Source organism: Paenibacillus sp. sgz302191, from assembly GCF_057749925.1.
Genome location: NZ_JBYLHY010000001.1, coordinates 190,948 through 211,784, shown reverse-complemented (window position 1 = coordinate 211,784; position 20,837 = coordinate 190,948). Strand labels below are relative to the sequence as shown.

Here is a 20,837-nt window from a genome sequence, read left to right as displayed (position 1 = left end):
CAGTTCCTCCACAGCGGCCCTGCCTGCCGCAAAACAACGAAAAGAGCTTCGGAATCGCGCGAATGGCGCCGTTCCGAAGCTCTTTCTTTTACGATAAGCTAACGATTCCGGGACAGGGCTTATGAAAGTCGTTTGCACTTTTTTGCATAATAATCAAGTCAATTTGAGTCCAATAAATCAAAAAAATCCAATTGTTTGAAATAAAATGAAATGGTATCATCCGAAACGATAGCGCTTACATTTCGTTATCAATCCTATAGCAAAGCAGGTGATTATCCGAAAGACCGATTACCAACCCGTCATGCAGGAGGTGCTGCCGCTCCCCCATCCTTTAGACGGAAGACAGGAGTCTCGCCCTTGTCACCGTAAATGTTGCAAGAGAAGGACATGATGAATTATTCTCAGTGTTAAGAATAGGAGTTGAAAAGATGAAGCTGATGGCCAACATGATGAAACCTTTTGTAATGTTTGCAGCATTATTCTGTTTAACGCTTTCTTTCATTCAAATGCCCGTCGCACATATGGCCGGCGGAGTGACTTTGACTGCTGATACAACCGCAATGACTGCCACGATATCCAATGAATATTTGACCGTCAAGTTTAACAACACGGGCAAGGGATACTCACTTGTCTATGGCAGCCAGGAGCTGATTGGGACAGCTAAAGGCTTTTATTGGGACAATACCAATAACAGCGGAACAAATAGCGGTCTCAGCCCGACCCAACTCAAAATCGTAAGCAATACCGGCACCATGGCGGACATCGCCTATATCGGCGGCGCCGGCGAGCTGCACTATGTCGTCCGCAGCGGCGTTAGCGGCATTTATTCCTATTTTGTTGCCGCGAATGTCGGAACGGTCCAAGAAATGCGGACGGTTTATCGCGTTGACGGATCGATCTTCCGCAACGGTTATAACGCTGAAAGGCAAGGGGCACTCCCCGCTGTCTCCGATATTCAAAACGGAACGCTCGTTCAGAACGAAACCTGGAAGCTGCCAAACGGCTCGTACTACTCCAAGTACGATTGGGCAAGCTATATGGCACAAGATCATATACACGGTGTATATGGAACAGCTTCGAATGGAAACAACTACGGTGTCTGGATGATCCCTGTAAGCCATGAAGCCGACAACGGCGGACCGCTGAATCAGGAACTGATGGTTCACGTCGAGAGCTCGACGGGCGACGGCACCGTGCTTAATATGATGCAAGGAACTCATTTAGGGAAAACTTCCACAACGATCCCTTCAGGAAAAATGTATGGACCGTGGTTGGTATATGTCAATAATGGCGATATCAGCGACGCAAAAACAAGAGCCGCTGCCGAGGAAGCGTCCTGGCCTTACTCTTGGCTGTCAAACCAAAATTACCCTTTAAATCGTTCCACAGTTACCGGCACGTTGAAGGTTGCCGATGGGCGTTCGGCCGCAGGTTCGACGATTGTTCTTGCTCAGCCCGGCGGTGAATTTCTGTACCAGGGCACGAACTATATGTATTGGGCTCAAACGGATTCCTCCGGCAAGTTCAACATTCCAAACGTGCGGCCAGGCACCTATTCGCTGTATGCCTATCAGACCGGCGGCAGTATGACGGATCAGCTCCAGAAGGATAATATTGCAATTAGCGGCACTGCCGCCAACTTGGGTACTATTACCTGGACGCCGCCTAATTATCCGAATAAGCTTTGGCAGATCGGAACTGCCGACCGGAAATCAGGGGAATTCAACTTAGGCAATTTCCCAAGGCAGTTCGGTATCTACAATAACGTGCCGGCCAACCTGACCTATACGATTGGCACAAGCTCGCCTTCAACCAACTGGTATTACGCACAGACGCAGGCGGGACAATGGAATGTCAATTTTAATCTGGCTAAAACGTACAGCGGAAATGCCCATCTCACCGTTGCCATGGCTGCGATCTCCCGCTTTCCGATCGTAGAAGTGGATGTAAACGGAGTAGCCGTAACAACGCTGGATTACTCGGGATTGAACGATCAAACCATCTACCGGGATGCATTGCAAAGCGGAAGATACAAAATGGTTCAAATCGATTTTCCTGCATCACAGCTTGCGGCAGGCTCCAATACAATCACCTTCAAAATGACAAGCGTCACCAGCGGCGGCGGCATTATGTACGATACGATCAAATTGGAGACAGATTGAATCGCATCAGGAACTGAAAAAAGGGACATCCTCCCTGGATGAGAAATGGTTGATCACGACAACCATTTCCAACAAAGGGGATGTCCCTCTTTCGTGGCATAGCCACAAACTGAGTCACGTACTCATCTGACCGTGAGGCTTGTATTCACGTGTTTTTGAATCGTTCTATCAGGCGACCGCACGCTCCCGGCGATAAATCCAAACAGCCAGCGGAAATAAAACGATGTTGACCGCCGCGTAGACAAGCACGGAACGATAGTGCTCGAAAAAGTAAGCATTTACGGCTTTTTGCGTGCAAAGGATGTTCAGAAACAGGATGATACACAGCAAGACGATCCCGCGATAGCTACGTTTCATAGCGTTTTACCCCCGTCGCATAAATGGCGCCCTGCTCCTGCTTCAGCAGGATTTCCGGCAGCGGTCTTCGCGGAGGCCCGGCCACCGGCGAGCCCGTTCGAACGTCAAACAGCCCGTGATGGCAAGGGCATACCATCTCTTCCTTCTCCTTGCTCCAGAAGACGGGGCATTTCAGATGGGTGCATGCGTTTTGATACGCTTTGTACTCATTCTCGCCGAGGCGGATCAGCAGCGCGGAATCGTGCTCGCTCGGATAGGCGAATTCGACGGCATCCCCGATTTTCAGCGCGTGAATATCGGCAATTTTTTGCTGCGGATGGCTTTTCTTTTGCATTCCCGCAAGCTCCTTCGCCGCCAGCGCCCCCCAAGGCAGCGTGGATATCGCGAACACGCCGGCTGCGCCGGCCAGTGTTTTCATGAAGTTCCGGCGATCGAGCTTTCTTTCGTTGTCCTTGCTGATATTGTGCGTATAGTTATCCTCATTCAAAGGAAAATGATCATTATCACGTTTGCCGTTCTGTTCCATACGGGCTCACCCCAGTACAAGTTAGTTAAAACAGCTTGGCCTTACCTTGCAAAATGCCCGGAAGACTGATCTTCACATTCGTCTCCCCTTCAAGGGGATCGAACGGCTGATGGCTTGCCGTCCAATTGCCCAGCCTGTGCTGCTCTTTTTTCGCCGCGATCTCCTCTGCGGTAAGCCATTGCAGCGTTTGGGTCGGACAAACCGAGGCGCACATCGGCGGTATTCCCTCTTTGGTCCGATCGTAGCAAAGGTCGCATTTATACATCAGGTTCTGCGCTTCATCGAACTTGGGAATCCCGTACGGGCAGGCAATCGTGCAGTTTTGACAGCCGATGCATTTCTCCACCAATGCCGACAGGACGGCCCCCTCTTGCGTGATCTGAATGGCCTGGGCCGGACAGCTTCGGGCACAGGCCGGATTTACACAGTGCAGGCACATTAACGGGATCGTTTGACGGCTGACAAACGGGTCTACCTCGTAGACGTAGTTGCGGTTTCTTTCATCGTGTCCACCGCACTGCGTACAGGCGGCAAGGCAGCTCCGGCAGCCGATGCAGTTATCCATTTCAATGTAAAGATGCTGTTTCATCGATGCTCACCCTCTCGGTCTGCTTGGCAATCTGTGCGGCGCAAGCTTTAAACTCCGGCATTTTCGACATCGGGTCAAGCGCCGGAATCGTCAGCAAATTAATCGACTGCTCGTGGCCGAAATGATACGGAACGAACACGGTATCCTTGCGGATCGCCTCGATGACTTTCACCTTGTAAAAGGCTTCGCCGCGGCGAGTGTATAAGCGGACCACTTCATCGTGGACGATTCCGTACCGCTCGGCCGTCTCCGGATGCACCTCCACGAAGGGCTCCGGGCACATGGCCCGCAGGAACGGAATGCGCCGGGTCTGGTTGCCCGACAGGTAGTGGTACACAACCCGGCCTGTCGTAAGCCGCAGCGGGTACTGCTCGCACGGCTCCTCCGCCGGCGGCCTGTACGGGAGCGCGCACAGCTTGGCTTTGCCGTCGGGATGATAAAACTGATGGTCCAAAAACATATGCGGCGTGCCCGGGTCGTCTTCATCGCGGCAAGGCCAGAAGACGCCGTCGTTTTCGTTGATTTTTTCCCAGGTGGCGCCGTAATAATCGGCATACCCGCCTTTGGAGGCGAGGCGGAATTCGTCATTGACGTCTCTGGCCGTTTTCAGATGGCGGAAATATTGCCCTCTGCCCAGCCGTTCCGCAAGCTCGACCTGGATCAGCCAATCCGGCTTGGACTCGCCTACGGGCTCCTGGGCTTTATTTATTTTGATGATACGCCCTTCCAGGTTCGTGACCGTCCCCTCGTCCTCCGACCAGGTTACGGACGGCAGCACGACATCGGCGAATTCGGCGGATTCCGATAAATACATGTCCGCGCAAACCATAAAATCGAGCCCCTTCAGCGCCTCGCGCACATAATTCAAGTTCGGCGCCGAGACGGCGGGATTGGAGCAGAGCAGGTACAACCCCCGAATCGTTTTGTTTTGCATAAGCTCAAACATTTCGTAAGCCGATACGCCTGGCTGCGGCATCTCTTCCGGCTTGATTCCCCAGACGCTGCAAACCTCTGCCACATGCTTCGGGTTTGTAATTTTGCGGTAGCCCGGCAGCGCATCGGCTTTTTGGCCGTGCTCCCTTCCGCCCTGGCCGTTGCCTTGTCCCGTAAAGGTCGCTACGCCCGATTTGGGCCGGCCGATTTTGCCTGTGATCAGACACATGTTCGTGTAGGCCGAGACATTGTCGGTGCCCTTATGCTGCTGTTCGATGCCGCGAGCGAACATGACGACGGCGTTGGGCGCCCTGCCGTATATGTCGGCGGCGCGGATCAACTTGTCGGGAGCGACTCCCGTGATCTCGCTCGTATATTCAGGCGTGAACGGTTCGACAACCGCCTGCAGCTCTTCAAATCCGTTCGTATGCTTGCTGACGAATTCAGTGTCTACATGGCCATTCCGTATAAGCAGATGGATCATGCAATTGGCGAGCGCCAGATCCGTCCCCGGGCGCAAATCCAGATGAACGTCCGCGCGCCGGGCGATCGGCGTTTCCCGGGGGTCCGCTACGATCAAATAGCCGCCGCGGTTCTGCACTTCCCAGACGCGGAACATCGACGTCGGGTGGCATTCCGCCGTATTGCTTCCCGCAATGAACAAGCAATCCGTTTCATGCAGATCGGTCCACGGCAGCGTCGATCCCCGGTCCACGCCAAAGCTGCGCAAGAAACCCGCCGCTGCGCTCGACATGCAAAAGCGCCCGTTATAGTCGATATAGCGCGTCTGAAGCCCAACCCGGGCAAACTTGCCGGTCAAGTAGCATTTCTCATTCGTCATCGATACGCCGCTGAATACGGAAAGCGAATCTTTGCCGTACTGGTCCTGCATTTCCCGGAATCGCCTTGCGATCAGATCGTAAGCCTCGTCCCAGCTCGCTTCGCGGAAGCCTTCTTTCGTTCCCTTTAAAGAAGCGTCATCGCGGATCAGCGGAAGCAGCAGCCGGTCATCATGATTCGTCTGCTGGTAGGCGGTCACGCCTTTGGGACACATTTTGCCAAGCGTTACCGGCCAATCGTAGCGGGGCTCGACGCCGATAATTTTGTTTGTGGACGTATTGACTCTCAAGTTCATGCCGCACTGCATCCCGCAGTAGGAGCAATGGGTTGCCACCAGCTTTTCGTTCGGATGCGTTTTATTGGCGATTTGTTTAAAAAACTTATCCTTTGGCATTCTGATTCGCCTCCTTAAACTTGATCCGATGGGTCGGAATGCCGGCAAACCGGGACATCCGGTATTTGCGGCGGCAGGGCAGGCAAAGCTCGGCCAGGTGATAGCCTTCCTCCGTCTTGAATTCGATGCCGCTTGTCTGCAGCACGGCGATCACGTCGCCGGATTGCTCCTCGGACACAAAGCCGGTCCCGCAAACCCGGCAGCTTTTCATCGCCTGCCCGGCGTAATGCTCCCGGTAATTTCGGGCGAAGACGCTCATCGGACGGAACGGAATATGCGCCAGCTTGCCGAACGGAATATAAATGAGCGTGACGATGACCGACCATTGATGCACCAAAGATACGACCGGCTGCCCGTACCCGTGCAAAAACATATTGCAGAAAGTGAGCGTCAGCCCTGTCAAACTGACGAACAGCAGCATGTACAGCGGGAGAAAATCATAGACAAAAGATTGCTCTGCGACAGCCTGCATGTTTTTCAATCTGCGGTATAAAGCCATGCAGCCTCCGCCGATGACCATGAAAGCCGTAATATTCAACGCATTATAAAAAAGGTATCCGATAATTCCGTCCGCCTTAATGCGCATAATATCGATGCCGAAACCAACGACGGTGTACGTCCCGTTCTCTCCCATCGTGAAGTACATCCAGCCGAACACCAGGGGAAACGTGACGAAAGCCGAAATGATGCAGCCCCAACCCAAAAGAATGTGCTGCGTCCAGCGGTACCAGCCGCGATTCCAGACAAACCGGTACGTGGCCAGATGGTCCACCGCCGTCGCCGGCGTGCTTTTGCGGAACAACAGTTTGATTCCTTTCTTTAAAATCACCTTCGTAGGCGGCCGCTCCCCCCATGACAGAAACCGGTAAAAGAAACCGCAGACGAATACGACCGTCCCGACCATATAACCGTACAAGGCCAAGTCAATATGGGTAAAAAATCTCGAACCGAACCACATGAGGACGATTAGTCCACATACAACGAAAAAAACGTATTTGGCAAATTTGGACGCGAACGCTCGATCCATGTCTTATCATGCTCCTTCGCTGTAAACTCCTAATTCATTAAAACACATTCTTTCTGCCGACACTGTGAGGGATATCACTTCGCGCCAAAAAACCTCCGATTCCGTTATACAAACGGTTCCGGAGGCTATCGGCCGCCTGATATTCCAATAATCCTATCTAGCTTATACCGATATAAACCGTATTCCCCTTGAGCTGAACGGGATACGTCTTGACTTGTCCCGTGTCGGGCAGCTGCACTTCTCCGGTGAGGAGACTGATCTTGCAATCGCGCAAGGGACAGTAGACGTACTGCCCGCTTACGATGCCTTCGGCCAGCGGACCGCCTTTCTTATGGGCGGTTTTGTTTTCAAGCGCATGCAAAGTGCCGGCGGAGACGTGAAACACTGCGATTTCAACATCCCCTATCCGCACAACCTTGCCGAGGTGCAGGGGGAACTCCTCCAGTTCCCCGACCGGATGATAGACGGCAGCCTCTATATCAGATGTGGCTTTCATATCGGTTCCTCCCTTATTTCGCCAAAATTTGTTCGTACAGCTGGTGCCTGAGCTCTTCCCTGTCGATAACTTCCTTCCACGGATCTTGCAGCCCGGCCAGCGCCAGTTCGATGCGGTCCACAAGCTTCCGGCGGTTTTCCTTGTTCTCGACAATTTCCCGGACAACCGTATCCAGGCCGATCCGTTCGATCCAATCGGACGTGCGCTCCCCGTAATTTCCCGTTTCCCGGTAATATTGAATGAAAGCTCCCGCAAGCTCAATCAGCTCTTCGTCCCTCTTCACCTTGCAGAGCAGGTCCGCGCCCCTTAATTTCACGCCGCCGTTGCCGCCGACATAAATCTCCCAACCGCCGTCATTCCCGATAATGCCGAAATCTTTAATTTCCGGCTCGGCACAATTGCGGGGACAGCCGTTGACGGCCATTTTGAATTTGGCCGGCATCCACAGCCGCTCGAATTTTTTCTCCAGCAAAATCCCCATGCCGAGGGAATCCTGGGTGCCAAAGCGGCAAAACGTCGAGCCTACGCATGTTTTTACGGTTCGAATCGACTTGGCGTAAGCGTACCCGGACGGCATATCCAGCTCTCCCCATATGAGCGGGAGATCCTCTTTCTTCACGCCCAGCAGATCGAGGCGTTGGCCGCCGGTCACCTTGACCATTTTCACGGCATATTTGTCCGCGACTTCAGCTATTTTGCGCAGCTGATCCGGCGTCGTGACGCCCCCGTACATTCTGGGGACAACGGAGTAGGTGCCGTCTTTTTGGATATTGGCATGCAGCCTTTCGTTCACGAATCGCGAATCCCGCTCGTCCTCGAAAGCTTCGGGCCATACCATGCCGATGTAATAGTTGATCGCAGGGCGGCATTTCGGGCATCCTTCCGGATTGCTCCAGTCCAGTACGCTCATCACTTCTCTGACGTGGGTCAGCCCTTTATCCCTGATCGCCGCGACAACCTCGTCACGGGTATGGGTCGTGCAAGGACATATCGTTTCCTTGGCAGTGCTGCCTTCATAGCCATCCCCCAGCGTCAGAGCGAGGATGTTTTCCACCATCGGCTTGCAGCCCCCGCAGGACCGGCTGGCTCCGGTGCACGCCTTGATTTCCTCCACCGTGCTTAGTCCTTGCTCCACGATAGCCTGCACGATCATGCCTTTGGTAACCCCGTTGCACCCGCATACGATCTCGTCCGCAGGCATCGCGGCTGCAAAAGCGAGCGGGTCCGCGCTGGCAGCAGCCGAAGTGCCCAGCAAAAGCGCATGAATGTCCTGCGTCATAGGCTCCTGGTCTTTTACCCATTTCAACAGCTGAGCGGACAGGCTGACATCGCCGAACAATACGCCGCCAACGATCCGGTTGTCCCGAAGCAGCACTTTCTTATACGTTTTCTTCCAATGATCCTGCGAACGAATGATGTCCAGTCCGGGACCGTCTTGAAATTCCCCCGCGGAAAATACGTCCACTCCGGAAATTTTCAGCTTGGTCGATACGGTCGATCCGTTGTAAGGCTCTACCGGTACCCCGCACAAATGTTTAGCCAGGACAGCGCCCTGCTCAAACAACGGCGCCACCAGACCGTAGCAGATGCCGCGATGCTCATTGCATTCGCCGACAGCGTACACATCCGCGACATTTGTCCGCATGTAATCGTCGACCACAATGCCCCGTCCGACCTGGATGCCGCCATTACGGGCCAGCACCGTATTGGGCACGATTCCCGCGGCCATGACCAAGAATTCGGCTTCCAGTATCGAGCCGTCGTCGAACATAAGCCCTTCTATGCGGGCGTCGCCCAAAATCTCCGCGGTCTTTTTCTTCATCATAAAATGAAGCCCTTGCTCTTCGAGCTCCGCTTTGAGCATAGCCGCCGCCGCGGCATCCAGCTGTCTCTCCATCAAATCCTCGAACAAATGAACGACCGTCACGTGCATGCCCAGTTTAAGCAGCCCTTTGGCCGCTTCGAGACCGAGCAGACCGCCGCCGATGACCGCCGCCTTTTTGAACATTTGCGCCGCTTCCATCATCCTGTTGCAATCCTGGACGTCGCGGAAACCGACAATCCCTTGCTTTTCAATGCCAGGCAGCGGGAGCATCACCGGATTCGATCCGGTGGCCAGGATGAGCTTGTCGTAGGGCTTAATATGCCCGTCGCTCGTATAGAGATATTTGGCCGACGTATTGATTCCCGTCACCTCAACTCCCGTGTACAGTTGAATATGGTTTTGTTCATACCACTCGTAATCGTTAAGAATCATGTCGTCGAATGTTTTGCTTCCCTCCAGCAGGTAAGAAAGCTGTATCCGGTTATAGTTGGGGTGCGGTTCCTTGCCAATGACCGTGATGTCATACATGTCCGGCGCTAATTTGACGATTTGCTCAATCGTGTTAATGCCTGCCATCCCGTTTCCTACAAGCACCAGTTTCAGCCGATTTGTTACACCGTCCATCGTATCTGCCTCCTCGCGATTTACTCCCTTTCTGTTCAAAACATAGCCGTTTCTATGGACCAATCATAGAACACCGGACGGCCGGAGCGATGTGAAATTTATCACATACATCGGAGAAACAACAAAAAGCCCTGACAAATCAAGGCTTTGATTGTCCGGGCTTCTCAAATTTTGGAGAGCGACCGATAACGCGGGTGCTCTGAAAGAACCGACTGAAACAATTGCGTCACGCCGGGGTGCGGCGACTGCAAGAACTGCGCTTTATCCTCGCTGTGTTCAACAAGCGCCCCTTTATCCATAACGGCAATGGCATCGGAAATGAAGAACGCGGCTTTAACGTCATGCGTGATAAATAGATAAGAAAGGCCGAACGTCGACTTTAAATCGCTCAAAAGTGCCAGTATGCGCGATTGAGTCACCTTATCCAAGCTGCTTATCGCTTCGTCAAATACGATCAGCTTCGGTTTTAAGGCAATCGCTCTGGCAATATTGATTCTCTGCAGTTGGCCTCCGCTAAATTGATGAGGGCGTTTCTGCATATCGTTCGGGCTTAGCCCGACTCTTTCGAGCAATTCTCCAATGGTTCGTTTGTACTCCTTTGGCGATAAGGCTTCATAATTATCAAGCGGTTCGCCGATAATTTGTTCCGCAGTCATCCGCGGATTTACGGAAGAATAGCAGTCTTGAAACACTGCTTGAAGATCACGGCGAAGCCGTCTGCGGGTAGCTGCGTCCGTGTTATAGAGATCGATTCCTTGAAACAGAACCTGCCCCTTCTGCGGCTTTTCCAGCCCCAGAATCACTTTGCCCAGCGTACTTTTCCCCGCCCCGCTCGTTCCAAGAAGCCCCAGACAATTCCCTTCTTCGATTGCAAGGGAGATGCCGGAAAGAACCGGCGCCTGCCGCTTGCTCCACCGGAACAGCTTGGATTCGGCATAAGTATGAGTAATGTCCTTCACTTGCAGCAAACTCACTTCGTCACCCCTTCCCTTGCAAATGATCTTAAGTCCCCGCTTCCGCATTCATGACAAGACAAACTCCTTGTTATTCTCGTTGATTGGCAGCGTCAGTCTGGCATCAAGCAGCAGTTTCGTATAATCATTCTTCGGGTGATCGAACAGTTCGAACACGTCCGCCTTTTCTACGATCCGTCCTTGCCGCATAACGGCTACCTCGTCGGCCATTTCCGATATAACCCCCAGATCGTGGGAGATCAAAAGAATGGCCGTGCCGTATTCCGCGCGGATGCGATCCAATTGGCGCAGCACCTGCATTTGATTGACTGTATCCAGCGCAGTAGTCGGCTCGTCGGCTATAAGCACGGATGGCCGCAAGCACATCGCGACGGCAATCATAACACGCTGCAGCATGCCTCCGCTCAATTGAAAGGGATACCGCCTCATAAGCAGGGCAGGGTCCGGCAAATTCACGTCCTGCAAGGAGGAGACAGCCAGATCGAACGCTTGCTTTTTGCTGAAATCGGTGTGGGTGCGGATCGTTTGCACAAATTGGTCGCCGATCGTAAACACGGGTGAAAAGGCGTTCATCGGATTCTGCATAATAAGAGCAATCTCGCTCCCGCGGATACGCCGCATCTCTTCCTCTTTGAGCCCGTTCAACTCACGGCCGTTTAATTGAATACTGCCTTCCACAATCGTTGTTTTCCGGTCCAGCAGCTGCAAAACAGACAAACTGGTAAGCGATTTGCCGCTTCCGCTTTCTCCGACAAGCCCGAGGACGCGGCCCGGCCGCAGCTCGAATTCAATGTTGCGGACAAGGGGAAGCGTCCCTTGCGCCGTCGCAATTTTTACATGCAGGCCGCTTACCTGCAATACATGGTCCGATGCTTTCAATGATCTCATTCCTTTTCAAAACGTCGCTTGACACCAAACCGATCCGACAGAGCTTCGCCCAACAAATTGAACGAAACGACGACAAGCAGAATCATGATCCCCGGGTACAGCATTAATTCCGGATTGCTGCGTATAAACGATTTTCCTTCATGAATCATCGCTCCCCACTCCGGTGCAGGCGGCTGAATACCAAGCCCCAGGAAGGAGAGTGCCGAAATATCCATGATCGCCCACCCCATTTCGAGCGTTCCCACAACGACAATAGGGGGAAGTATGTTGGGGATAATGTGCCGTCTTATAATTTTCCATTGCGAGGACCCGCTTATTTGGGCCGCAGTGATGAAATTCCGCTCCTTCAAGCTGAGCACCATGCCCCGGAACATTCGCGCGTAATACACCCACTGCACCAGCATCATCGCCAAAACGACCTGCGGAAGCCCGGGCCCGAAAATTCCGACCAGCCCCAGAATGAGCACGAGATTCGGAAACGCCATCACCCCTTCGCAGAACCGCATCAGCACATAATCGACCAAACCGCCTTTATAGCCGGCGATCGCTCCGATGAACAGGCCGATTCCCAGCGATGCGATAAAGATCAATGACGCAAAGCCCAGCGAGATGCGGGCGCCGTATAGAAGGCGAGACAGAATGCAGCGGCCCAATTGGTCAGTGCCCAAGGGATAGTCAAGCGAAGGCGGCTTGAGCTTGAGCGCCAAATTGACCTGAACCGGATCATGCGGAGAGATCCATGGAGCCAGAATGGTAACAATAGCGAGAACAAGCAAGAGACCCAGGCATACCAGAGCGGTCTTCTGATTTCTAAGGCCGTTGCGTATACTTGCAATCATAGGCCGGTTCTCCCTTTCTGTGAAATTCGCGGGTCCATCATCATCTGCAGAATGTCCACAATCAGGTTGCATACGATGAACAGACAAGCGCTAAGCAGCACGTAGCATTGAATGACCGGTATATCCCTGTTTAAAATCGAGTCGACAAAATAACGGCCGAAGCCGGGCCAGGAAAAAACGACCTCTACAATAATAGTGCCGGAAAGCAGTTTGCCTATGTTCATGCCCAGACCCGTTATCATCGGCGAAATCGCGATTTTCAGCGCGTATTTGCCCATGATGATTTTTTCTTTGATGCCTCTGGTTCTGGCGTATAACACGTACGGCTCCTGCATCTGCTCCAGCATGCTGCTGCGCAGCAGCCGGGTATAAATAGCAACCAGTCCCAAAGCCAGCGTTAACGAAGGCAGAATCAGGTGCGCCCATGTCCCTTTTCCCTGCACAGGCAGCAAATCCAGCTTGACGGATAAGAAAAAAACCAATAAGTACCCGAGCCAAAACTGCGGGATGGAGGCGCCGAAGAAAGCAAGCAGCCGGCTGAAATGGTCGATCACACTGTTCTTGTAAACGGCCGATAAAAAGCCGATTGGCACGCTGATGAGCACGGCCAGACAAATGCTGCTGAAAGCAAGCTGGAGCGTAGCGGGCATCCGGTGCGCGACCTCCTGCCAAACCGGCTCCTTCGTAACATAAGATGTGCCGAAATCAAGTCGGCACATCTTCATAAGGGAATCCGCATATTGAACAAGCAGCGGCCGGTCCAGACCGAAATCATGTCTGACCTGGGCCAGCAGCTCTTCCGTCGGGTGAATGTGGGCTACAGTGAGATAAACTTCAGCCGGATCGACGGGTGAAAGATGGATCAGCACAAAAGAAAGAAGCGTGGCAAAGAGAAAAATGGGAATGACACCAAGGAGCCGCTTCCCGATATAGCTTCGCAAATCATAACCTCCCTGCCGTTTATTTGTTCGCGATGTCGAGCCCGAGGAACGGATTGTCATCCCGATTGGCCGGGAAAGCGAAGCCCTTCACGTCTTTTTGATAAACAGCCGTTTGCTTGAGATAAGAGATCGGCAGAAATGATGCCTGCTCCTGCAGCGTCTTCAAAATAGAACTGTACAGCTGTTGGCGCTTGCTCTCATCGGTCGAGAGGAAAGCTTCGCTAATTTGCTGATCCAGCTCTTTTTTCATCGGCAAGCTCGAGAGCGACTCCGAGATGCCGAAGCCATTTGTAGCTGCGATATTAATGAAAGAGTGAGGATCATACGGCGCGCCGTAGTTACTCCAGAAGTACAGATCAAAATCCGCCGCCCGCAGGCGCTTTATTTGTTCAGTGAGCTCCAGGCTCTTAATGTTCAGCTTGACTCCGATGGCTCCCCATTCGGCTTGCAGCGTTTCCGCCATCGGCTTTTGGATCTGATCCGATTTTTCATACAGCAATTCCAGCTCAAGCGGTTTTCCGTCTTTCTCGCGGACGGTTTTCCCGGAAGGCAGCTTCCAGCCCGCTTCATCCAGATAAGCTTTCGCTTTCTCCACATCGTATTCGAACGGCTTAACGTCGATATTGGTATACGGCAAGTTTTTGGCTAAAATATTGTCCGCCTTCTCCTCCAAGCCGGCCGTAATCCCGTCCACCATCGCCTGCTTGTTAAAGCCGTGCTGCAGAGCAAGACGCACGCGCAAATCCGAAAGTATATCCTTGCTTGTATTCATAACCAGCTCTCTTGTTGCGATAGGTTCGGAAATACTTGTGTCATACTTGCCGGAAGCTTTAAGCTGCTTGAATGCATCCAGGCTGATAGCGCCCTCTCCGTAGATCAGGTCGAGCTCTTTTTTCTCAAAAGCAAGCACGCGGGTTTCTCCGTCAGGAATAACCTTGATGACCAATTTATTGATTTTCGGCTTGTCTCCCCAGTAATTCGGATTGGGGATAAATTCCGCATATTCGTCTTTTTTATAGTCCGACAGCATCCATGGTCCGGTGCCGACCGGCTTTTTCACACCCTTGGAAGTATCCCCGTCGTCCGGAAAACCGGCTTCACCGAGAAAACGCACCGGGCGAACGACCGACAGCTCCTGAATGGTCGGATAGTAGGGCTGCTTCAGCGTCATTTTGAATGTGAATTCATCTGCCGCCTCGGTCTTGTCGAGTACGTTCATAAAACCGAGCCAGTTATGATTTTTAATGTTTTTCACGATCGCATCGAAATTTTTCTTGACAATAGCGGCATTAAACGGTGTTCCGTCTGAAAACTTGACATTTTTGCGAAGCTTGAAGGTATATTCTTTCCCATCCTTCGATATATCCCACGATTCCGCCAGTTGAGGCTCTAGTTTGCCTCCTTCTTTGTAGCTGACCAGCGGCTCGTAAATCATCGATTGCGCGATTAATTGCGAAGGATTGTACACATGGGGATTCATCGTGCCTATATCTCTTGGCCATGATACCGATATCGTTTTGTCGGCCCGGACCTCTCCCGCTTCGGAGTTCGGCGCGGAATTCTGTTTGGAGCAGCCAAGAAGCGCAGTTGTTAATATAAGCATCATAAGAAGTAGAGTCCTGCTCTTAGAAGCAAACATATGAAAAAATGGTTCCCCTCTCGATGTAAATTGGTGATAATGATTATCACTATCGATAGTATGTTACAGGAAAAATTTTCTCGTGTCAAGATGGTTTACTTTAGCGGGATCATCTATAATGCAAAAAAAGGGCTGTTTGTTAGAAGCTGCAGACAAACGGCTCGATAGCCGTTAAGGGGAAGGAAGACAATAATCAATGGGGACACTGCGTCCGTTATCGGCAGGTTTTGTTCGAATCTACATACTTGCTTGTCTTTTCTTTACGGCCAATGCCGTTCTTACCGTCATTCTCCCGCTTAAAAGCGAAAAGGAGGGGATCGGACAGGCGGAAATCGGCGTTATGATGGGCGCATACATGCTTTTCTGCCTGTTCCTTCGCCCATGGGCCGGCCAGACCGTTGCCAGATTCGGATCGCTGCGGACCATGCGCGTACTTCTGATTGTACATGCCTGCGGACTTGTACTGTTTACGGTTTTCGGCGTGGAAAGCTATCTTCCGCTTCGGGCGCTGCAAGGAGCCGTTACGGCTTTCTTTTCAATGGCGATGCAAATGGGCATCGTTGAAGCGCTTTCGGACCGGGACCGGGCTCAGGGGGTATCGCTCTATGCTTTGTCCACCATGCTGCCCCAGTTATTCGGTCCGATAGCAGCTTTATACTTATGGGAACACGATCAGATGTCCATGATAAGCATCGCCCTGGTTGCGATCGGCCTTCTGACGTGGCTTTGCGGCGCGTTCATCCCCCTTCCCGCCTCACCGGCGAAAGGTGCTGCGCTAACTTTTACGGATATGGTGAAGTCGGCTTCCCAACTGTGGAGCAATCGTGCTCTGCTCGTTTGCTCCGTCGTCATGCTCGCCGGTTCCATCACCTATGGCGCAACTATGACTTTTTTGCCGCTCTATATGCAAACCATCGGAACAGGCGACGCCGGAGTTTATTTAATGATTCAAGCCGCCGTAGTAGTCGCTTGCCGGTTCGCCCTTCGCAAAAAAATTCCGTCCGACGGCCGCTGGAATACCGGGCTGATAGCCGGGTTGCTGTTATCCGCCGCAGCGGGTTCACAAATACTGGCTATTCTTCAAACAGCAAGCCCTCTCTTATACATATCGGCCATTTGCAACGGTATTGCCGTTGCCTTGATTTATCCGACGCTGTTGACTTATCTCACTTTCGTACTGCCGGCGCAGTCCCGCCATGTATTGATCGGTCTTTTCATTTCATCATACGATCTTGGCTTTTCGCTGGGGGGACTCATGATGGGGCCGCTCGTAGAACGGTTCTCCTATTCCCAAATGTATACTTGCTGTGCCTGGCTAAGTGTTGTCGCTCTTCTAATCGTTATCGGCAACAGGAATAGGATGATCGGACCGAACCACAGCAAACCGGGACTGGCCGAAACAGATCGACAATAAATAGTTTCCCAAATGATTGGGGCCATACCGATCGGCCCCTCTTTTAGCTGTTTTTCACCAAAGCGTCAATGATCATTTTGAAAATAATCAGGTCGTTTTTATAGTCTTCCGGCGTCGTTTTTGGCGTTAAATTTTGTGTGATGACATCGTAAAAATAGTTAAGCTCTAACGTATACGGATCGGTGTAAGTCGGGCGAATGACGGATTCCTTGTACGCTTCGCCTTCCGTTTCGCGCACATGCAGCGTCGTCGGCAGATGGCGGATGTACGGCGTATCGTATTGGACTCTCACCGTTTTGTTGCCCCCATACACTTCCACATGCGCATCGAAGCGGCCCTGCTGGTCGACCCCGGTTTCAAAAGTGACGGAAAATTGATCGTAGTCGAAAATAACGCTCAGAAACATGCTGCCGTTGTTCGTCAGCTTCGCTCCTGAGACGCCTTTCGGCATGCCGATCGCTTCCCGCATGGCCGACAGATCATGGCTGGACAAGCCGCACAGAAAGCGGTAGAACCCGAAGTAAGGGGATTCCGGCTCCAGTCCGGTAGCTTCCTTGACGAGCTGCAGCGCCCTCGCTTTTTTATCGTCCGCCGCTCCCTGCGGAAAATCATCGAATGCGGCGACATGGTGCGCCTGCTTGACGAAATAGCTGTTCGGCCCGATAATGTCGCGAACCCGTGCGTACTGGATTTTGTCCAGGCCGCCGATTTCTTTGACAGCCTCTACGAAAGACGCCGCATAGCGTCTCATATAGCCTACGAGAATTTTCACGTTGTTTCTCTGTTGAGCGGCGATGATCGCGTCGGCCTCCGTTTCGGTGAGGCACATCGGCTTTTCGATCAGCACATGCTTCTTATGATCGGCCGCAGCAATGGCGCATTCGGCATGGTATTCATCGCTGTTTAATACGAACACGACATCAAGATCTTCTTGTTTGACAAGCTCTGAGGAGTCCGTGTACAAGCTTTGCACTCTATATTTTTCGCCGGCATATTTAGCGAGCTTGGGGGAAATATCGCAAAGCGCGGCAATGCGGAACTTCTGCGGCAGCGCCTCCAGCACGGGAAGATGAACCGTCTGCGCAACCTCCCCAAGCCCGATAATCCCAACATTTAAAATTTTTTGTTCCATGTCCGTTTCTCTCCTTTTTATTTTTGTATGTTCTGAAGGGGCCGTTAGCCTTTGACCGAGCCTGCGGCCGAACCGTAAGCCATATATTTCTGCACGAAAAATAAGAAAATGAGCACCGGCAGCGCCGACAGCGTAGCGGATGCGGTCAGACCGCCCCAATCCGTCGAATTTTGCTGCATGAACGTCTGCAGCCCAAGCGGCACGGTCATGAGGCTTTCTTTTTTAATAAACACGCTCGCAATCAAGTAATCGTTCCAGGTGAACAGCAGGGAGAAAATCGACACCGCCGCAATGCCCGCTCCCGAAATCGGCGCGACAATCCGGGTGAAGGTGCTTAACCGGCTGCAGCCGTCAATCCAGGCGGCCTCCTCGATTTCTTTCGGAATCGTGTCGAAGAAGCCTTTGAACATCAACGTCGAGAACGGGAGCTGCGCCGCTGTATTGATGATCACGAGCGCCGTCAGCGTATTGATCAGATGCAACGACCGGAAAGTTAGAAACAGCGGCAGCAGCACCAAAATGATCGGAAACATCTGCAGCAGCAGAAGCACCGTGGAAAAACCGCCCGACAGCTTCGTTTGGAATCTGGAAATCGCATACCCGGCCAAGGAACCGACGACAATCGTGAACAGCAGCGAGATGCCGGATACGGTCACACTGTTGCCGAATTGGCTCCAAAATTGGGATTTCTCATTGACGAAAATATAGTTTTCCATCGTAAAATGCTGGGGAAACAACTGCTGCGAAGCCATAATCTCCGTGTTGGACTTGAACGAATTCAACATCATGACAAGGATCGGGAGATTGACCAGCAGAGCGGCAACAAGCAGGAACAGGAACACGATGCTGCGAACCACTTTATTCACGCGGACGTCAACCCCCTTTATTGGCCTTTCTTTTCTACGCGCATCAGCAGCCATGCAAGACCCATCAAGACGATCAAACTGAAAATGGCCAAGCTGGAGCCGATGCCTAACGAATCTTTAACGAACGCATATTTGTAGCTGATAATCATTAAATTTTGCGTTGCGTTCAGCGGCCCGCCTCCGGTCAACAGCCACAGCACATCGAAGTCGTTAAAGCTCCAAATGCTCATCAGAATCCAGCAGACAAACGTTACGGTTTTGAGCTGGGGCAGCGTAATGTTGAAAAACATGCGCCATTTGCCTGCGCCATCGATGCTTGCGGCTTCGTACAGATCTTTGTTGATCGTCTGCAAAGTGGCGAGCAGCGAAACCATCATGAAAGGGAAGCTGCGCCAAATTTTCACGATAATGACGGAGAAAATCGCCCACTTTTCGGTGCTTAAGAACAGAATCGGCTCAAATCCGAGCGATTTCAGAAATAGATTGACGATCCCGGTCTGGTCCCCGATCATCCAGCGCCAGCCGACCATCGATACGACGGAGGACAGCACCCACGGAACGATCAATGCGACCCGGAAAACGCCTCTCCCCGGTATGTCCATATTCAGCAGCAGCGCCAAGACGAGTCCAACAACATAACTTCCGAGCACGCAAAATACGGTAAAATAGGCGCTAAACACGAAAGCCTGCCAAAACTCGCTCATCTGCAAAATTTTGATGTAGTTGTCAAACCCGATGAACGTACCCGCTTTCAGCAGCGAGCCGTTCTTGAAGCTGTACATAATTCCGGATAGAAACGGGTAAATGTTAACTAGCAAAATAAATAAAATCGCCGGGAACAAGAATCGAACTTGCAGCCATCTTACTCCTTGTTCATTGTTCATGAAACCGCCCCTTATTTCATGATTTCCCGCAGCTTCTGATCCGCTTCTTTGAGCGAATCCCGCACCGGTTTGCCGGTTAAAATCTTTTGAACCAACTGCGTCATCGAGCCGTCGCCTTCAATTTGATTCAACTCCGGGAAGCCGCTGGGGTAGAGATTGCCCGTTGTTTTCACGATCGGCAGGTAGCTGTTGGCGATGACCTTCAGGATCGGGTCGTTCTGGAAGTACGGATCTTGGGCAAAAGATTTGCGCGCCGGCAATCCTGCGAATCCTTCGGTGAACAGCGCTTTATTGTTGTCCGACCACCATTTCAGGAACTCCTTGGCTTCGTTCGGATGCTTGCTTTGCTTGTAGATCATGATGTTGTTGACCCAGCCCAGCGCCTGCTTATCGCCGTGAGGGCCGGCAATAGGCTCGAGAACGCCGATTTTGTCGGCTATTTCCGGCACCGAACCTTTTAAATTCAGGGAATTATAAGTAAATGCGGTCGTTCCGTTAGCAAAATCTTTTGTGATGTTGTCTTTGTTAAATCCGGTGGATGCAGGATTGATGACGCCGTCTTTGACCAAATCGGCCAAATATTGAACCGCTTCGACGTTGCGGTCGCTCAGCAGATTGACTTTTTTGTCCGCCGTGAACAAGCCGCCGCCATTATTCAAAATCACATTAATCAACGTATGAATACCAAGGGTATCGTTGCCGGCGACATCCATGCCGTATTTGCCGTCGCCCGTCAGCTTCTTCAGGTCGGCTCTTAATTCATCCCAGTTTTTCGGCTGAGCGGTGATGCCCGCTTTTTCAAACAGATCTTTGCGGTAAAAAGGCACCCGCACGTCGATCATCCAGGGAAGCGCTACATAGTGGCCGTTATATTTAAGCGCTTCCACGCTGCCCGAAGTAAAATCATCCAGCTTGCCGGATTTTTTCAAATCTTCGATCACGTCGTCGATCGGGAGAATTTGATCGGTATCGGAAAATTGGAAAGCTTGATAGCCCGCTCCCGTGCTGATATCCGGCGGAGACCCCGATGCAATCGCATTGGCAAACGTCTGGTACCAGCTCGCGTTCCAGGGAATCGACTGATAACTGACTTTCATATTCGGATGCTCGGTATTGAATTGTTCGACCAGCTTCTTGGCCGTATCCACATACTTCGCCGGTCCCCAACCCATATCCCAGAACGTGATTTCTACCGGCTTGGAAGAGCCGCCGGATTGCTGCGCCGTCGCGCCCGGACTCGCTGTCGAAGTTCCTTTATTACCGCCGCAAGCGGCAAGCGATACACTTAGTGCGGCTATCATTGCAATGTTCAAGCTTTGTTTCATCATGCATGTTCACCCCTTCTGATTTTTAAACACACCGATTCCATTCCGCTATCCCTAACATAAAGCGCCTGAGCGATACTCGCCTCACCTCCCCAATTATTAAAACCCATAATCAACCTCTTTCTTCAAACCTAAATTGTAAACGTTTAGATTTTTAGTGCC

18 protein-coding genes are annotated in these 20,837 nt (G+C 52.0%); 2 read left to right on the top strand and 16 right to left on the bottom strand.

What is annotated here, in order from left to right; all coding sequences use genetic code 11:
- Window positions 1-428: 428 nt before the first annotated feature.
- Window positions 429-2,162 (top strand): polysaccharide lyase family protein, encoded by a 1,734-nt coding sequence (locus AC3G2T_RS00875; protein ID WP_488434197.1) that lies wholly within the window; start codon window positions 429-431, stop codon window positions 2,160-2,162.
- 168 nt (window positions 2,163-2,330) lie between these two features.
- Here AC3G2T_RS00875 and AC3G2T_RS00870 read toward each other — a convergent pair whose 3' ends face one another.
- From AC3G2T_RS00870 to nikA, 12 genes are all read right to left on the bottom strand, one after another.
- Window positions 2,331-2,519: a hypothetical protein gene (locus AC3G2T_RS00870; protein WP_488434196.1), complete on the bottom strand. Its 189-nt coding sequence runs from the start codon at window positions 2,517-2,519 to the stop codon at window positions 2,331-2,333.
- On the bottom strand, window positions 2,509-3,045 hold the full coding sequence (locus tag AC3G2T_RS00865; RefSeq protein WP_488434195.1) for a Rieske 2Fe-2S domain-containing protein: 537 nt from the start codon (window positions 3,043-3,045) through the stop codon (window positions 2,509-2,511). Before AC3G2T_RS00865 ends, AC3G2T_RS00870 begins: the two co-directional genes overlap by 11 nt.
- A 25-nt stretch (window positions 3,046-3,070) precedes the next feature.
- A complete protein-coding gene (locus AC3G2T_RS00860) occupies window positions 3,071-3,634 on the bottom strand; it encodes a 4Fe-4S dicluster domain-containing protein (RefSeq protein ID WP_488434194.1) in 564 nt (187 codons plus the stop codon).
- Window positions 3,612-5,801 (bottom strand): molybdopterin oxidoreductase family protein, encoded by a 2,190-nt coding sequence (locus AC3G2T_RS00855; protein ID WP_474682145.1) that lies wholly within the window; start codon window positions 5,799-5,801, stop codon window positions 3,612-3,614. Before AC3G2T_RS00855 ends, AC3G2T_RS00860 begins: the two co-directional genes overlap by 23 nt.
- Complete coding sequence (locus AC3G2T_RS00850) at window positions 5,788-6,828, bottom strand: hypothetical protein (RefSeq protein WP_474682144.1); 1,041 nt, start codon at window positions 6,826-6,828, stop codon at window positions 5,788-5,790. Before AC3G2T_RS00850 ends, AC3G2T_RS00855 begins: the two co-directional genes overlap by 14 nt.
- A 157-nt stretch (window positions 6,829-6,985) precedes the next feature.
- Window positions 6,986-7,324 (bottom strand): nitrite reductase small subunit NirD, encoded by a 339-nt coding sequence (gene nirD, locus AC3G2T_RS00845; protein WP_488434193.1) that lies wholly within the window; start codon window positions 7,322-7,324, stop codon window positions 6,986-6,988.
- Window positions 7,325-7,337: 13 nt separating this feature from the next.
- Complete coding sequence (gene nirB, locus AC3G2T_RS00840; protein ID WP_488434192.1) at window positions 7,338-9,773, bottom strand: nitrite reductase large subunit NirB; 2,436 nt, start codon at window positions 9,771-9,773, stop codon at window positions 7,338-7,340.
- Window positions 9,774-9,937: 164 nt separating this feature from the next.
- Window positions 9,938-10,747 (bottom strand): nickel import ATP-binding protein NikE, encoded by an 810-nt coding sequence (gene nikE / locus AC3G2T_RS00835; protein ID WP_488434191.1) that lies wholly within the window; start codon window positions 10,745-10,747, stop codon window positions 9,938-9,940.
- A gap of 48 nt (window positions 10,748-10,795) precedes the next feature.
- The gene (locus tag AC3G2T_RS00830; RefSeq protein ID WP_488434190.1) at window positions 10,796-11,626 is read right to left on the bottom strand and encodes an ABC transporter ATP-binding protein; all 831 of its coding nucleotides are present in this window, start codon (window positions 11,624-11,626) and stop codon (window positions 10,796-10,798) included.
- A gap of 5 nt (window positions 11,627-11,631) precedes the next feature.
- Complete coding sequence (gene nikC / locus AC3G2T_RS00825; RefSeq protein WP_488434189.1) at window positions 11,632-12,474, bottom strand: nickel ABC transporter permease subunit NikC; 843 nt, start codon at window positions 12,472-12,474, stop codon at window positions 11,632-11,634.
- Window positions 12,471-13,415, bottom strand: coding sequence for a nickel ABC transporter permease subunit NikB (nikB, locus tag AC3G2T_RS00820; protein ID WP_474682138.1), 945 nt, complete (start codon window positions 13,413-13,415; stop codon window positions 12,471-12,473). Before nikB ends, nikC begins: the two co-directional genes overlap by 4 nt.
- A 19-nt stretch (window positions 13,416-13,434) precedes the next feature.
- On the bottom strand, window positions 13,435-15,054 hold the full coding sequence (nikA, locus tag AC3G2T_RS00815; protein ID WP_488434188.1) for a nickel ABC transporter substrate-binding protein: 1,620 nt from the start codon (window positions 15,052-15,054) through the stop codon (window positions 13,435-13,437).
- A 196-nt stretch (window positions 15,055-15,250) separates the two neighbouring features.
- Between nikA and cntE the strand changes: the two genes are divergently transcribed.
- Window positions 15,251-16,468: a staphylopine family metallophore export MFS transporter CntE gene (gene cntE, locus AC3G2T_RS00810; RefSeq protein ID WP_488434187.1), complete on the top strand. Its 1,218-nt coding sequence runs from the start codon at window positions 15,251-15,253 to the stop codon at window positions 16,466-16,468.
- A 43-nt stretch (window positions 16,469-16,511) separates the two neighbouring features.
- On the opposite strand, the gene AC3G2T_RS00805 is transcribed toward cntE, so the two are convergent.
- The 4 genes from AC3G2T_RS00805 to AC3G2T_RS00790 are packed head-to-tail and all read right to left on the bottom strand — an operon-like array spanning window position 16,512 to window position 20,678.
- A complete protein-coding gene (locus AC3G2T_RS00805) occupies window positions 16,512-17,600 on the bottom strand; it encodes a Gfo/Idh/MocA family protein (RefSeq protein WP_488434186.1) in 1,089 nt (362 codons plus the stop codon).
- Window positions 17,601-17,644: 44 nt separating this feature from the next.
- Complete coding sequence (locus tag AC3G2T_RS00800) at window positions 17,645-18,466, bottom strand: carbohydrate ABC transporter permease (protein WP_474682134.1); 822 nt, start codon at window positions 18,464-18,466, stop codon at window positions 17,645-17,647.
- A gap of 17 nt (window positions 18,467-18,483) precedes the next feature.
- Window positions 18,484-19,350, bottom strand: a complete 867-nt coding sequence (locus tag AC3G2T_RS00795) for a carbohydrate ABC transporter permease (RefSeq protein WP_488434185.1) — start codon at window positions 19,348-19,350, stop codon at window positions 18,484-18,486.
- A gap of 11 nt (window positions 19,351-19,361) precedes the next feature.
- On the bottom strand, window positions 19,362-20,678 hold the full coding sequence (locus tag AC3G2T_RS00790; RefSeq protein ID WP_488434184.1) for an ABC transporter substrate-binding protein: 1,317 nt from the start codon (window positions 20,676-20,678) through the stop codon (window positions 19,362-19,364).
- Between the last annotated feature and the right edge of the window lie 159 nt (window positions 20,679-20,837).